We start from the raw sequence: 14,940 nt of genomic DNA, 5'->3' as shown, positions 1-14,940 counted from the left end.
GATTATTTAGTCAGGTCGATCTCCAGATCGCCCCCGGTGGGTGTAGTTGTTGCGGGTCGTTGCCGGCTCAGGAATGGGTAACTGATGACGGCGGCCAGGATCACCAGCGTACCGATATAAAAGCCTGCCGTCATGCGCTCGGCGTTGCCAAAAATCAGTACGGCCAGGATAATCCCATAGACCGGTTCCAAATTTACAGTTAATATGGCGAGGTAAGGCGAAAACTTACGCAACAGCCCAACGGCGGCTGTATGCGCGTAAACGGTACAGACAAAAGCCAGCAGCGACAGACACAGCCACTGGACACCCGTTTGCGGTACCAGATCAGTCGAAATAAGGGTCGAGTTCGTCGCGATGTACAAGCCAACGAAAGCAATACAGCCCACAAAAGCTCCCACCATTTCGTAGAATGAAATCACCAGCGCGTCGTGCCGTTGGGAAAAGCGGCTGTTAATAATCGTGAACAGGGAGGAGAGCATGGCCGACAGGATCGCCGTCAGCAAGCCGGCAATCTTGTCGAATTCGAAACGAAAGATCAGGTAGAGCCCCGCCATCACAACCGCACCCAGAAGGACATCGATCACTTGAACCCGTCGTTTCAAAATCAGGGGTTCCAGCAGGCTAGCCCAAAGCGAACTGGTCGCCATACCGGCCAGACAAACTGATACGTTCGCCAACCGGGCTGCGGCAAAAAACAGAATCCAGTGCAGGGCAATCAAGCCACCCGTAGCCAGCAATCGCCAGCGGTCAGCCGGTGAAACGGCGACCGGCTGCTTCCGAACGTAGAGCACCAGTGCCAGGCCCCCCGCGGCCAGCCCCGTTCGAAACAGCACAACCGCCGGTGAAGAAAGGGGTTCCAGAAACTTGCCCAGAATAGCCGTAAAGCCCCAGATCAGCACGATAAAGTGGAGGTGCAGGTAATCGGAAAGGGCGGGCGGTTTCATAAAGAGCGAAAGAATGAAAGAGCGAAAGAGCGGAGTGCCAAAGTGGAGTGAAAGAATGAAATCGGCCCTCCAGAGTAAAAAGCCATCCGGTGTGATCGCTCTTTCATTCTTTCGCTCATTCACTCTTTAACGTGGTATCGTATTATACAGCAGGACGCCGATGCCCGCAAAAATAATGTTTGGTAGCCAGACAGCAATGATGGGGTTCAGGTTGCCGGATTCGGCGATCCCTTTGGCCAGCATGAAAAAGAGCAGGTAGGCAAAGGCCAGGAAGAATCCCAGCGCTACCTGCCAGCCCACGCCCCGCCGACTCTTACGGGCCGACATAATGACGCCAATGACCGTCAGGATAATGATGGCGAAGGGCCGGGTGTCTCGACTATATTTTTCGAGCAGGTATGTTTCCAGCCCGTCGGCGCCCCGGCTCTGTAGCAGCTCGATGTGCCGGTTGAGTTCGGGACGGGTGAAGGTTTCGTAGAGGTTGAAGTCCGAGCTGAAATCGTCGGGTTTCAGGTTCAGCGTAGTGTCGATCTGCGTACCGGACGTTAGGGTTTCCTGGATGCCATTGATCGTACGAACCTTATAGTCGCGAATCGTCCACTTCTTTTTCTTGGCGTTCCACTCGATGCGATCGGCCGCCAGTTTCTGTTTCAGTTGGTTTCCCTCAACCCGCTCCAGCGTGAAACGATAACCCGTATTACTCTGGTTGTTGTAGCTTTCCAGGTAGGCGTAGGTATTCGGTGCAATCTTGATGTGTACGTTTCGGCCCGAATAGGTATAAGCATCGTTGATGTACTGCACTTCGAAGGCAATCCGGATCTTATTAGCGCGGGGAATGACGTAATTGACCATAAAATAAGTCAGGACGGCCAGTACTGTAGCCCCTAGTACGTAAGGAAATAACAGCCGGATAAAGCTGATGCCACTACTCAGCATAGCAATCACTTCCGTCCGGGCGGCCAGCCGGGAGGTCAGGAAGACCGTGGCGATAAACACCATCAGCGGACTGATGTAATTCGCCCAGTAAGGAATGAAATTGAGGTAATAGTCCCAGAGAATCCGGTCAGTGGGAGCGTTGTTCTTGTGGAAGTTATCGATTTTCTCCGTGTAATCGATCATGACAACCACCAGCACGATCACCAGCACCACGAAGATGTACGTTTGCAGGAACCGCTTTAAAATGTACCAGTCTAAAATCTTCATTAGTCGTTTGCAAATCTGCCGGAGCAGGTGTCAGGAAAAGCGGCTTAGTTAACCAGCAGATTTCGGGCAACGTCGGCACTGACGAAGACGGGTCGGTTGCTGGCGAGGTGGATGAGCAGGGATTTGTCGAACGTACTGACTTCGGCAACGGTGACCGTACAGCCGAGTGATAGATCACACCGGTCGAGATGCTGCAAAAACTCAGTTGAGTGCTCTAGTACGGCCATCAACCGTACGCATTCGCCCGCTGATGTCTCCGAGAGTTTTCGATAGCCGGTTTCTGGCATCTGCCCGGCCGGAGTTGGAATTGGGTCACCGTGGGGGTCGAACTGGGGCTGGCCCAGGAACGTATCGAGCCGCGCTACGAGTTCGTCGGAACGAATATGTTCCAGCTCTTCGGCAATTTCGTGAACCGCGTCCCAGCCAAAGCCCAGTTTCTCGACCAGAAATACCTCCCAGAGCCGGTGCCGCCGGATAACCTGCAAAGCCAGTCGTTCGCCTTCTTCTGTCAGCCGAACCCCCTGATATTTTTTGTAATGAATCAAGTGTTTGTCGGCCAGTTTGCGCAGCATATCTGTTACCGAAGCCGCCTTGGTCGCCGTCATTTCGGCCAGTGCGTTAGTGCTTACCTCGCCTTCCTGTCGGCTGGCGAGATAATAGATCGTCTTCAGGTAATTTTCTTCTGTAAATGAATGCATGCGTAGGGCTTACTCGATAGAAACGCCTGACCCAGGGGAAACAGTTTGACCACAAAGGTAATTTTTATGTTAAACTTTCTAAATTTTTAGACTTGTCTAAAAATTTATTTCAACAATACGTAGATTTGTTTCGTTAAAGCAGAGACGGTACGTAAGCGACTGGGTATGATATGACAATAATGAATACAGAGCAGAAAGGCTGGCGACGGCATAACACAACCAATTCGCTGGCCGATGTGCATAGTTCAGTTCAGGTGCCGGTGGGGGCCGGATTCTTTAAAACGCTGAAAGCATACCTCGGGCCCGGCCTGATGGTAGCCGTTGGCTACATGGATCCTGGCAACTGGGCAACGGATATTGCTGGTGGGGCGCAGTTCGGCTACCGCCTGTTGTCTGTGGTACTGATTTCCAATCTATTCGCGATTCTGTTGCAGCACCTGGCCCTGAAGCTGGGTATTGCCACGGGGCGCGATCTGGCGCAGGCCTGCCGTGATCATTACAGCCGCCCGGTTGCCTTTGGCCTGTGGGTATTGGCCGAAATTGCTATTGCCGCTACGGATCTGGCCGAGGTTATTGGGTCCGCCATCGCCCTCAATCTACTATTTGGGTTGCCGCTGACGGTGGGAATTATCATTACGGTACTTGACGTACTACTCTTGCTGTTTTTACAAAACAAAGGTTTTCAGTTAATTGAGCGTATCGTCGCCAGTCTGATTTTCCTGATCGTTGCCTGTTTCGGGTATGAGTTGCTGGTGTCACAGCCCTCAATCCGGGAGATCGCCGATGGTTTGCTGCCCCGCGCCGAAGTCGTTACTAATCCAGGTATGCTATACATCGCCATTGGTATCTTGGGTGCTACAGTAATGCCGCATAATCTGTATCTGCATTCGAGCATTGTGCAGACCCGCGATTTTAGTCGCGATAAGGTTGGACGTAAGTCGGCTATTAAGTTTGCCACCATTGACTCGACCGTTTCCTTATTCTTGGCCTTTTTTATTAACGCTTCCATTCTGATTCTGGCGGCAGCCGCTTTTCACACAACGGGAAACCAGCAGGTGGCTGACATCACGGATGCCTATCATCTACTGGAGCCCATTTTGGGATTGAAGATGGCAGGTATTCTCTTTGCAGTGGCCTTGCTGGCTTCGGGGCAAAATTCAACGCTGACGGGTACGCTGGCAGGGCAGATCGTGATGGAAGGATTTCTACACTTACAGATCAAACCCTGGCTACGGCGGCTAATCACCCGGCTGGTAGCCGTGGTACCGGCTCTGATTGTTGCCATTCTATACGGGGAAAAAGGCACGTCCGAGCTGCTGGTCCTGAGTCAGGTTATTCTGTCGCTTCAGCTCAGTTTCGCGGTAGTACCGCTGGTAAAGTTTACCAGTGATAAAATCAAAATGGGACCGTTCGTGAATCCGGCCTGGATGAAGTCAATCTCCTGGCTTGTAGCCGTCATCATCATTACGTTGAATTTGTATCTGCTCTGGGATACATTACTCTAGCAATCGCTTTCGCTCTTTAAGAAAATACAAACAAGGCCCTGCGAAATTACCTGAATTTCGCAGGGCCTTCTGTTTCTGGTGGTTACCAAAGATCTTGGCGGCACTAACTGCACTAAGGTAGGGTATTTATTTGATTTTCAAAGAAGTATACATTTTGGGTGCTAGCTGGGTTTAGGGATTACTATAGCCAAAGGAACTATTGTATCTGTAATTCGGTATATCGGTAAAAGTCGATATGATTAACTGATGAAACAGGAGCAGGTAGATATCTTCAAGGCATTGGCCAACAAGACACGGCTGGACATACTGGAATGGCTTCGGGCACCGGAAGAGAATTTTCCCGGTCAAAAAGAGTTCGGGTATGAGCACGGTGTCTGTGTCGGGCAGTTGCAGGCGAAGGCTGGCCTGACTCAGTCGACGGTTTCAGACTATCTCTCCATCCTGCAACGGGCTGGTCTCGTCAAGGCCACCCGACGTGGTCAATGGACCTACTACAAACGGGATGAAGCCGCCTTCGAGGAATTGAGTGAGTTGATCGCAAAGAATTTATAATCCAACTAGTAAATCATATGAGTACCCAAAGTCTGTTTCAGCCGTTCCAGCTAAAAACGCTGAATCTGAAGAACCGTATTGTCATGGCGCCGATGACGCGCTCATTTTCGCCCAACGGCGTACCCACCGCCGATGTCGCTAAGTATTATGAGAAACGGGCCGAAGGTGACGTCGGTCTGATCCTGTCGGAAGGAACTGTCATCAACCGTCCTTCGGCTTCGAATGACGCCAACGTACCACATTTCTACGGAAACGACGCCCTGGCGGGCTGGAAGAACGTAATTGACAGCGTGCATGCTGCCGGTGGACAGATGGGGCCACAGATCTGGCACATGGGCATCATGGACAACCACCATTCCGGCTGGGTACCACCCGTACCGTTCGAAGGTCCGTCGGGGCTGAACCGGCCCGGCAACAACAACGGCTCGACCATGACCGAGAAGGATATTGAAGAAACGATCCTGGCGTTTGGTAAGGCCGCTGCGGATGCCAAAGCCGCCGGTTTCGACTGCCTGGAGCTGCACGGTGCCCACGGTTACCTGATCGACCAGTTCTTCTGGGAAGACACGAACCTGCGTACCGATAGCTATGGCGGAAAAACGCTGGCCGAGCGGACCCGTTTTGCTACGGATGTCATCAAAGAAGTACGGCGGCAGGTAGGGGATGATTTTGCTGTCATCATCCGACTATCGCAGTTTAAACCCTCAAACTATACGTATAAACTGGCGAGCACCCCCCAGGAAATGGAAGCCTGGTTACAGCCGCTGGTTGACGCAGGTGTCGATATTCTGCACTGCTCGCAACGCCGGTTCTGGGAACCCGAGTTTGAGGGATCCGACCTGAACTTTGCGGGCTGGGCGAAGAAACTGACCGGTACCCCAACGATCACGGTAGGCTCCGTCGGCCTGACGGGCGAATTCCTTGCTGCCTTCGCCGGTGAAAGTTCGCAGCCAAGTTCCCTCGACGAACTGACCCGTCGTATGGACCGCGGTGATTTCGATCTGGTAGGCGTAGGCCGCCCCATTCTGGCCGATCCAAATTGGGTTGCCAAAATTGAAACTGGCCGTACCCACGAGCTGAAAGGCTTCAGCAAAGAAGCGTTGGGTACGCTGGTGATGGATTAGTCACTGAGCGGTACGTAGTAAATAAACCCCATCCGAAACGGTTCTGAACCATTTCGGATGGGGTTCATTACGTTAAGCGGTCAACTCATTGCCCATTTGCCACACGGTTTTAACCGCCATTGCTGGGCTTAAACGAACCAGGTTAGCTATGTAGCCCGGTTGTATTCTTCCGATCTGATCACCCATACCAATTACCGTTGCCGGAATGGTCGTCGCCATGCGGAGGGCGTCGGTCAGCGGAATTCCGGCTTTCTCGACGCAGACGCGTACACAGTCGATCAGCGTCAGTGCCGACCCAGCCAGTTTTCCCTCGTTGTTAACGTAACGCCCTGGCCCTTCGGTATCGGGTTCGAAATGAACGATGAACTCGCCCAGACTAAAATCGGGGCGGGGGGGATTGGCAAACAGGGCATCCGAAATCAGAAACAGCCGATCGCCCAGCAGTTTTCGGGCGATACGTATCGTAGCCGGATCGCAGTGGTAGCCATCGGCAATGATACTGGCATGTACCGTATCGTGATCGAAAACAGCACCCACGATGCCCGGCTCCCGGCTTTCGAACCCACGCATCGCATTATACAAATGCGTTGCCAGCGGAATATGACCAGAATTGAGCGCGTCCGTAGCTTGTTGATACGTAGCGTTGCTGTGTCCCAGCGATAGGCGCGTGTTGGTATGTTTAAGCGAAAAAAGCAATTGAAGCTGTTCGGAGGTAAAAATCTCCGGGGCCAGCGTTAGAATACGGATTACGTCGGCATTGGTTCTGAATAGCGTTTCCAGTTCGCCTTCGGCTGGTGTTCGGACGTAAGCCGAACTATGCGCTCCCCGCTTGATCGGGTTGAAATACGGTCCTTCGACATGAATACCTGGCACACCAAATGGGTTTTCCTGCCGAACCGTCTGAACGGCTGCCATTGACTGCTGCATAATCTCCAGCGAAGTCGAGTGAATTGTGGGCAGTAGCGTTGTTGTGCCGTTTTTTACGTGGCTCGCGTAGATGTGCCGGACCGTATCGGGCGTAGGCTGATCATTCAGGAATAGATTTGAACCACCGTACAACTGTAGGTCAACCAGGCCCGGAATTAGGTAATCGCCCGCCAGATCAATCGTCGTATAGTCAGTTGACTCACTTGGGTCGGATGAATGTATGACTTCCTGAATATGGCCGTTTGTCACCCGTACGGTGGCATTCGTGAGCCATTGATCGCCCGTGAAGACGGTGGCATTACTGAACTGAATCATGCGTAAAAGAAAACGGGTTTAAGGCTAGTGCGCCTAGGATGACCGAAATGTAAGCAGTTTTTCGTTTTTTTGTGGGCTGTTTGGCCTCATTCCAATCCTGTTGAATCCTTTGACTGCTGTTCGTTTAACTCCTGCCGCTGGTCCTGTTCAGGCCGAAATTCCGCTGGCTTCTTCCAAAAGTGAAAGCAACCGGGCGCTGCTGATTGATGCCCTATCGGGCTTTCAGTGTGACCTAAAAAATCTGTCTACCGCCCGCGATACGCAGACCATGATTCGGCTGTTACAGGCTGATCGCCAGAGTCCGACGGGTGTGCTGACGACGGCTGACGTACTGGACGCGGGGACGACCATGCGCTTTCTAACGGCCTATTTTTCCGTGACGGGAAGACATAAAATTATGACTGGTACTCCTCGTATGTGCGAGCGGCCGATCGGAATTCTGGTCGATGCCCTGCGGACGCTGGGTGCCGACGTTACGTACCTGAAAAATGATGGCTATCCACCGATGCAGCTCAACGGGTTCACGGCTTCGGGCGTCAATCAGGTGTCGATTCGCGGGGACGTGAGTAGCCAGTACATTTCGGCGCTGCTGATGGTCGGCGCTACGTTGCCGCAGGGGTTAACGCTGCAATTAACAGGAGCCGTTGGCTCTCGGCCATACATCGAAATGACGATGGCGCAGATGGTCTATTTCGGTGCCGACGTACAGGCCAACTGGGAGGCCAAAACGATTACCGTAGCCCCAACGCCTTACGTCGGAAAATCGTACCAGATTGAATCCGACTGGTCAGGCGCGAGTTACTGGTACAGCGTACTGGCGCTGGCACAGGACAAGTCGGCTACGATTGATTTGTTAGGCCTAAAAGAAAAATCATTGCAGGGCGATAGCGCCATTGTCGATATCATGCGGTCGCTGGGCGTCGAGAGCACGTTCACCGAAACGGGTGTTCGCCTGACGAAGCGTCCGACGGAAGCGTCGCTAAGCTGGGATTTTACGGACTGCCCCGACCTGGCGCAGACTGTCGCCGTAGCGGCTGGTGTCCTGGGTGTTCCGTTGACGCTGACCGGTATCGAAAGTTTGAAGATCAAGGAAACCGACCGCGTAGCGGCTCTACAGGCCGAATTGCAGAAACTCGGTGTCGAACTGGTGGAAGTGGAAACCAACCATCGCTACGAAGTTCGCAAACTCGCCGACGTTACTACCGACACCGTACCGCAGATCGAAACGTACGATGATCACCGGATGGCGATGGCCTTTGCGCCGGTGGCCATGCAGCGTGAGATCATTATCGAAGAACCAGGCGTGGTGGCTAAATCGTACCCGTCGTTCTGGGACGACATGGCGCGGGTTGCCACCGTAACGGAGGTGTCGGCGATCAATCAATAAGTGGTATTTTTGTCTGGTAATCAGTTAGCGTAAACGAGGCAGTCATGACACGCCGGGAACAGTTTGAAAAACAGGGGTACCTCATCGTTCGGAACGTATTTACCCCGGAGGAAGTCGCTGGTTTACGGCAGGCCGCTTACCGGCACCGCGACCAGCAAAAAGAGCGCGGTTTAGTCGCCCAGGTTAAGCAGGCGGCTTCGGTAAAAGGTGATTTATTGAGCAAAGACGGCATGGGTTGGGTGATTTATGACCCACGCATCGTCGAGATTGCGACCGACATATTGGGTGACACGCCCATTTACTTTTCTGACAGTACGTATCAGATCGGTACGGGAACGCGGGGTTTCCACCGTGATAACATCGACCGATATCAGTTTGGCCAGGGGGCCGACTGGGACGGTTCGTATCCGCTGATTCGCTTTGGAATCTACCTTCAGGATCACGATACGTACAGCGGGGGCATCCGTTTCAAAGCGGGAAGCCACGATGCCGCCGATGGGGCTGACGTGTTTGCTGATACCCGCGCCGGGGACATTGTGGTCTGGAACATGCGGACGCTGCACAGCGGCAACGCCCGTCGGATGAAAGTCCTGAACAACTTGCCCCTGCACGTGGGTCTGGAGAACCGTTTGCCTGATTTCCTGTTCCGCGAACAGCAGGGTGAACGCGTGTCGCTCTTCTTCAGCTACGGGCTGGAAGGCAAACACCTGGATCGCTACCTGGAGCAGCATATTCAGAAACGGGCCGACATGCAGGAGAACGTCCGCCTGTCGAACTACACCCCCGAAACCCTGCAAAAAGCCGAGCAGAACAAGATTCGGGTGCTCGATGTGAAAAAGCTGGTTAACTAATTTTCGTTATTGGTCAGTCGGTTTGCGTACTACGTCATCGACTGACCAAGCTAGTTGCCGGACCTTTGTTGTGTACTAATCAAAGCACTCTCGCTATGAACACAACACTAAATACCCTCGTTCTGGGCGCTACCGGCAGCATCGGTTACGCCGTCACCGCCAACCTGCTGGCTCATAAGTTTCCTGTTACTATTCTCGTTCGCAACCGCGCCAAGGCGGAAGCACTGTTCCCCAACGCTCCAACGTTGACTGTTGTCGAAGGTGACGCGCAGGACGCTACGTTGCTCCGGCAACTAGCTGTTGGCAAAACGCACATCTTCCACAGTATCAATTATCCGTACGACAAGTGGTTCGGGAACATGGACACCGTCACCCGCAAGGTGATCGACGCTGCGACAACAAACCGCGCTACCATCGTTTTCCCTGGTAATGTCTACAACTTCGGTAATACGACTACGCCCATTCGGGAAGACAGTACGCCCGCGCCGATCAGCCGGAAAGGACAACTGCGCGTCGAATTGGAAGCTATGCTAGAGCAGGCCGCCGAGGCTGGTACGTGTCAGGTGCTGAATGTTCGGCTGCCGGATTTCTGGGGTCCAAACGTCCTGAACGCGGGCGTAGCGCCGATCTATGAAAATGCGCTGAAGGGGAAAATCATCAATGGGTTTATCAACGTCGATATTCCGCACCAACTGGTCTACACCAAGGATGCCGCCGAGATCATCGTCCGGCTGATGTTACGTGGACAGACCCGTCCGTACGAAGTCTGGAACTACGGGGGCGAAATCGTGCCGTCCATGCGCTGGCTGTTTGGCCGGATCGGCGCGCTGGTTGGAAAGCAGCTGCCCGTTCGTGTGTATCCCCGGCTTTTATTTCAGGTATTTGGTCTATTCTCGCCCATGATGCGGGAGGTAAACGAGATGCTCTACCTGTGGGGCGGTACCGTTTTGCTGGACGATACTAAAGTTCGGGCGACGTTTCCCGACTTTCACGAAACGCCACTGGACACAGCCCTGACCGAAACGCTGACCTGGTTTGCCAAAAATCGGGTGAAGCAGCCGTTTGCTCCCGTGATCAATCCTGAACCTACCACAATATAATCCTGATCTCATCGATCAATTCCAACCATGAAACTACTCTTGAAACTGGAGGAAATCGCTCTGTTTCTGCTCGGCATATACGCGTTTTCCTTCCTGAACTTTGCGTGGTGGTGGTTTCCGGCATTACTGCTGGTTCCGGACCTTAGTATGTTTGGGTACGTAATAAATCCGGCCGTTGGCGCGGTCTTTTACAATGTCGTTCACCACAAAGCCGTCGGTTTTTTGATCGGCGCAGTAGGGGTAATGACTGGCAATCAGAACTTGATGCTGGCGGGAGTTATTTTAGTGGCCCACTCCGCTATGGACCGGGCCCTGGGGTATGGCCTGAAATATTCAGATAGCTTCAAGCATACCAGTTCGGGAACGCTATAAGCGGTAGTGCAATTCAGCGAAGCCTGTATTGATAGCAGTTGTTTTACAGGAATGACGGATAAATGTCATTAATGAACCTACCTTTATGCTGGACAAATGGTATATCCGTTAGCGGTAAAGAAAGCCGCAGGTACCCTGGTATTAGAACGTATTTTTTGAGCAGGACGCCAACGGATGAATAACCCGGAGTTGATTGCAAGGGCAATTGCCCGTATCGACCGAGCCGTATGTACCAGTTAATTTTCTGATCAAACCAGCTACGTATGATTCTTGTGACCGGAGCCACCGGAAATATTGGACGTGAACTTTGCCAGCTTTTAGTACAGGATAACGTACCGGCGCGCGCGATGTGCCGACAGGAGGAACAGGTAACCGCCTATACGCAGATGGGCCTAGAAGCGGTGATCGGTGATTTTGACGATCCGGAAAGCCTGCGTCAGGCCATGCGAGGGTGTGATCGTTTGTTTTTATTGAGCCCGCCCGACCCTCAGCAGGTACAGTGGGAAAAACAAACGATTGATCTGGCGGTAGAAGCCGGCATCCAGCATATCGTAAAGGTGTCGGCGGCCGATTCGAACCTGACCGCCCGTGTGCCCTGGGCGAGAGCCCACGCCGAAATCGATCACTACCTGCGCAGCAAACCGGTTGGTTGGACGATCCTACGTCCGTCGGGGTTTATGCAGAACTTTATTGAGTCGGCGATGGCGCTGTCGATGAGTGTGCTACCCCACATCATGGGCGATGGTCAGACGAGTTACATCGACCTGCGGGATGTTGCGTTGGTGGCCAGGCATGTCCTCACCGAAGCTACCCACCACGGGGCTGTTTATTACCTCACCGGACCGGAGTCACTATCTACCAGGGATGTTGTTGCTCATCTTTCCGTAGCCCTGGAATTGCCAATTCGGGAAACACCCTTATCGGTTGATCAGATGCACCGGGCCATGATGGCGTCTGAATTAAGTGATTGGCTCAGCAATGCGTTGCTGGCTCAGTACGCGGTGATTGCCGGCGGATACAGCATCGATACAACGGAGGAAGTGAAACGGCTGACGGGGCAGGAACCCCGGACGTTTGCTGAATTCGCTCAGGCGTATAAGTATGACCTGGGTGCTATTTAGGTAGCCTGTTGAACGTTCTCACGTAAACGGCAGGCATACAGGAATTGCCTGTCGAATAAATTTTAGGCGGGTGAACGACATTCTCCTTTGTCAAGATCGTGTTCGAGGCTTGGCTGTTGCTGGTCGAAACTAATCGCTGAGGGGTTTGTCAGACCAGCACAGTCCGGTACGTGCTCGGCGTCTGACCGGTCCATTTTTTGAACGCCCGGAAAAAGACGCTGGGTTCGGTGAATCCTAGTAGATAGGCGATGTCCGTGGTACTAAGTTGGTGCTCACGCAGGTGTTTGATCGCCAGTTCTTTACGGGTTTCGTCTAACAGTAGCTGATACGTAGTGCCTTCGTCCTTCAAATGAAGTTGCAGCGTACGAACGCCCAGCGCTAGTCGGTCGGCGACGGTAGTCAGGGTTGGTTCTTCGCCTTTCATCAACGTAAGAATCTCGGTGCGAACGCGGGTGCTGAGCGCAGGCGTCTGGAGTTTGCGTAACAGATCATCAGCGTGGCGATCAAACATGACAAAGAGGCTTGGACTGGCGTTCAGCACAGGCGTATCGAGCAGGGCTGCATCGAGAACCATAACGGTATTATCGGCGTCGAAAACCAGTCGGGCCGGGGCGAAAATTCGTTCGTGCTCACTGATCCTGGCGGGCCTGGGGTAGGCGAATCGAATTTCCTGCGCAACCACGGGTAATCCCGTCATAGCCCGCATGGCCGACAGGTAGATCGACAATTCGGAATTATAGACATAATCCGAATAAATAATGTCAGGGCTGGTAATGTGTAGAGATAGCCAGAACTCATTTCCAATCCGCTTTCCCGACGTGCGGCTGCCGTCGCAGACGATGTCCTGATACTGGCACAGCTTTTCGAACGCCTGTCCAAGCGTTGGACTGTGCATCATAACGTACGCCAGTACGCCTACCGCCACCGGATTAATCAGTTCGCCTAACCGTAATGCCAGGTCCGGGTCGCCAGTCTGGGTAACAATTTTCCCCCAGAGGGCCTGCATCTGCCGAATTGGTACGCGACCATCCGGATCGCGCAACTGCTCGGGCTGGATACCAACGGCCTGCACCATCGCATCAGTATCAACACCCTGCTGGCGGGCGGCAAACAGCACAATATTGATGGACGCTACAGAAAGCGAGTGGTCGGTTGGGGAGACGTTCATCTAGCGAAAAATTCGTTCGTGGGAAACAACCAGGTTCGGAAAAATCTGACAGGGAATGTCCCCCGACTCATATACATCGACCAGTGCATAGTGCCCATCTTCGAGTACGTAGACGTTTACGGTGTTTTCCTTTGGTTGGATAATCCAGTATTCGCGGACACCGGCTTCCTCGTAGAGGTTGTATTTCTCGTTAAAATCCTGCTTGGCCGTTCGGGGAGACGTAATCTCGATAATCCAGTCCGGTGCGCCCAGACAACCCGCGTCGTCCAGTTTAGCCGGATCGCAAACCACGCATAGGTCAGGCTGAACAACGGTATGCAACTGGTTCGGCTTTCGCTCATTTCGGACAGGTAGCCGGACGTCAAAAGGAGCGGTGTAGATTTCGCAGGTATTCGTACCAAGAAACAAGCTGATGTCAACCAGCAGATGGCTTACCGCCCGTTGATGGGCGCGCCTAGGTGCTGGCGACATCCGATATAGTTTACCCCGGATCAACTCGACGCTTTCGTCGAATTGCCATTTGAGATAGTCCGCATAGGTATAGGTACCCGTTGGGTCAAGTTGGGATATATCCGTAATCATGGTGACTGGCAGGCTGTTTCGTTCGGCAAGTTCCGAAAATTAGGCTATGGACACAACCAACCCCGAAACGTTGTTGTGGTTTGCCATCGCTTCGCGTTCTGACAAATCGTTTGGTCACAAAAAAACGGTGTTTAACCGATGTTTGGGGTCATTCCAGCTGATTTTAATGCGGAGTTGGTAAATAAATGCAACGTTTACACACCAATTCACTCCTTGCGGTATGAGATACCATAGCTATATCCTTATTCTTATCGGGCTAGTTAGCAGAACGCTGTGCGCCCAGTCGCCGGTTTCCGGTAAAATTACGTACGAAGGCATGCGCCAGATCGACCGTTCGCAGATGCGGATGGTCATCAACGGTCGGGAAGTGAGCCCCGGTAGTGCCGATGCGCCGGAAGGCATGCCCGAAACAATCTCGTTTACGCAAAAGCTGGTATTTGCCGGTAACATGGCCAAGGAAGAGCGTGATCGGCAACCGGGTATGATGTTTCGGCGACAGATGGGCGACGGCGGCCCCGGTAGCTCTGAAGGAGCTGGTGCCCCACCGGCCGGTGCGCCTGCTGGGGGAAACGAGGGCGGCAATCGAAATCGCAACCGGATGGGGGGCTTCCCGATGGAACAGCAAACGTACCTGGACCTAGCCAATCGCCAGCGTATCGAGGTGATGACGTTGAAAAAAGATTCTACGGCCCAGACGTACATGACGGCGAAACCACTGCCGGCCGTAACCGACTGGAAAGACAGCGACAAGACCAAGAAAATAGCGGGCTATGTGTGCCACAAAGCAACGGCTACGCACCGCAAAATGCCCTACACGATCTGGTATACCACCGATCTGCCGTTTACGTATTCCCCCGTCGCCGATCTGACGCCCCCCAAAGGCGTGGTGCTGCTGATCGAATCAGATAACGAATCGTACAAGGCGACCAACGTCTCAATGGAAGCAGTAGCTGATGCGTCGATTCTGCCGCCTAAGGACGCAAAAACGGTTTCACCGGAAGAAATGGAACAACTTCGTCGGAAAGCCATGGCCGATTTCCGGCAGCGGATGATGCAGAATATGCCGTTCAACGGATCTGGTAGAAACTAAG

15 protein-coding genes are annotated in these 14,940 nt (G+C 53.1%); 9 read left to right on the top strand and 6 right to left on the bottom strand.

Annotated elements, in window-relative coordinates; all coding sequences use genetic code 11:
- Positions 1 to 2 precede the first annotated feature (2 nt).
- The 3 genes from ACYVAD_RS06855 to ACYVAD_RS06845 all read right to left on the bottom strand — a co-directional run bounded on the left by ACYVAD_RS06855 (position 3) and on the right by ACYVAD_RS06845 (position 2,845).
- Complete coding sequence (locus tag ACYVAD_RS06855) at positions 3 to 944, bottom strand: DMT family transporter (protein ID WP_461138737.1); 942 nt, start codon at positions 942 to 944, stop codon at positions 3 to 5.
- 126 nt (positions 945 to 1,070) lie between these two features.
- A complete protein-coding gene (locus tag ACYVAD_RS06850) occupies positions 1,071 to 2,147 on the bottom strand; it encodes an LptF/LptG family permease (RefSeq protein WP_461138736.1) in 1,077 nt (358 codons plus the stop codon).
- 44 nt (positions 2,148 to 2,191) lie between these two features.
- Positions 2,192 to 2,845 (bottom strand): metal-dependent transcriptional regulator, encoded by a 654-nt coding sequence (locus tag ACYVAD_RS06845; protein WP_461138735.1) that lies wholly within the window; start codon positions 2,843 to 2,845, stop codon positions 2,192 to 2,194.
- 179 nt (positions 2,846 to 3,024) lie between these two features.
- Between ACYVAD_RS06845 and ACYVAD_RS06840 the strand changes: the two genes are divergently transcribed.
- The 3 genes from ACYVAD_RS06840 to ACYVAD_RS06830 all read left to right on the top strand — a co-directional run bounded on the left by ACYVAD_RS06840 (position 3,025) and on the right by ACYVAD_RS06830 (position 6,026).
- Positions 3,025 to 4,350, top strand: a complete 1,326-nt coding sequence (locus ACYVAD_RS06840) for an Nramp family divalent metal transporter (protein ID WP_461138977.1) — start codon at positions 3,025 to 3,027, stop codon at positions 4,348 to 4,350.
- Between the two features lie 246 nt (positions 4,351 to 4,596).
- Positions 4,597 to 4,902, top strand: a complete 306-nt coding sequence (locus ACYVAD_RS06835) for an ArsR/SmtB family transcription factor (protein WP_461138734.1) — start codon at positions 4,597 to 4,599, stop codon at positions 4,900 to 4,902.
- Between the two features lie 17 nt (positions 4,903 to 4,919).
- A complete protein-coding gene (locus ACYVAD_RS06830; RefSeq protein WP_461138733.1) occupies positions 4,920 to 6,026 on the top strand; it encodes an NADH:flavin oxidoreductase in 1,107 nt (368 codons plus the stop codon).
- Between the two features lie 72 nt (positions 6,027 to 6,098).
- Here ACYVAD_RS06830 and nagA read toward each other — a convergent pair whose 3' ends face one another.
- Positions 6,099 to 7,268 (bottom strand): N-acetylglucosamine-6-phosphate deacetylase, encoded by a 1,170-nt coding sequence (nagA, locus tag ACYVAD_RS06825; RefSeq protein ID WP_461138732.1) that lies wholly within the window; start codon positions 7,266 to 7,268, stop codon positions 6,099 to 6,101.
- Between the two features lie 109 nt (positions 7,269 to 7,377).
- Between nagA and ACYVAD_RS06820 the strand changes: the two genes are divergently transcribed.
- The 5 genes from ACYVAD_RS06820 to ACYVAD_RS06800 all read left to right on the top strand — a co-directional run bounded on the left by ACYVAD_RS06820 (position 7,378) and on the right by ACYVAD_RS06800 (position 12,099).
- Positions 7,378 to 8,655 carry a 3-phosphoshikimate 1-carboxyvinyltransferase gene (locus tag ACYVAD_RS06820; RefSeq protein ID WP_461138731.1) on the top strand — a complete coding sequence of 426 codons (1,278 nt, stop codon included), beginning with the start codon at positions 7,378 to 7,380 and terminating at the stop codon, positions 8,653 to 8,655.
- 44 nt (positions 8,656 to 8,699) lie between these two features.
- Positions 8,700 to 9,506 (top strand): phytanoyl-CoA dioxygenase family protein, encoded by an 807-nt coding sequence (locus ACYVAD_RS06815; protein WP_461138730.1) that lies wholly within the window; start codon positions 8,700 to 8,702, stop codon positions 9,504 to 9,506.
- Positions 9,507 to 9,601: 95 nt separating this feature from the next.
- Entirely contained in the window at positions 9,602 to 10,606 is a 1,005-nt protein-coding gene (locus ACYVAD_RS06810; RefSeq protein ID WP_461138729.1) for an NAD-dependent epimerase/dehydratase family protein, read from the top strand.
- A gap of 27 nt (positions 10,607 to 10,633) precedes the next feature.
- Complete coding sequence (locus ACYVAD_RS06805) at positions 10,634 to 10,978, top strand: DUF4260 domain-containing protein (RefSeq protein ID WP_461138728.1); 345 nt, start codon at positions 10,634 to 10,636, stop codon at positions 10,976 to 10,978.
- 263 nt (positions 10,979 to 11,241) lie between these two features.
- On the top strand, positions 11,242 to 12,099 hold the full coding sequence (locus ACYVAD_RS06800) for an SDR family oxidoreductase (RefSeq protein WP_461138727.1): 858 nt from the start codon (positions 11,242 to 11,244) through the stop codon (positions 12,097 to 12,099).
- A gap of 148 nt (positions 12,100 to 12,247) precedes the next feature.
- Here ACYVAD_RS06800 and ACYVAD_RS06795 read toward each other — a convergent pair whose 3' ends face one another.
- Both ACYVAD_RS06795 and ACYVAD_RS06790 read right to left on the bottom strand, forming a co-directional pair.
- The gene (locus tag ACYVAD_RS06795) at positions 12,248 to 13,267 is read right to left on the bottom strand and encodes an AraC family transcriptional regulator (protein ID WP_461138726.1); all 1,020 of its coding nucleotides are present in this window, start codon (positions 13,265 to 13,267) and stop codon (positions 12,248 to 12,250) included.
- Positions 13,268 to 13,849 carry a Uma2 family endonuclease gene (locus tag ACYVAD_RS06790; RefSeq protein ID WP_461138725.1) on the bottom strand — a complete coding sequence of 194 codons (582 nt, stop codon included), beginning with the start codon at positions 13,847 to 13,849 and terminating at the stop codon, positions 13,268 to 13,270. It abuts the gene before it with no gap.
- 220 nt (positions 13,850 to 14,069) lie between these two features.
- On the opposite strand from ACYVAD_RS06790, the gene ACYVAD_RS06785 reads away from it, so the two are divergent.
- Positions 14,070 to 14,939 (top strand): GLPGLI family protein, encoded by an 870-nt coding sequence (locus ACYVAD_RS06785; protein ID WP_461138724.1) that lies wholly within the window; start codon positions 14,070 to 14,072, stop codon positions 14,937 to 14,939.
- Position 14,940 lies beyond the last annotated feature (1 nt).

This window comes from Spirosoma pomorum, assembly GCF_054776615.1.
The sequence above is the reverse complement of the archived record's forward strand: the minus strand, read 5'-3'. Positions and strand labels throughout refer to the sequence as shown.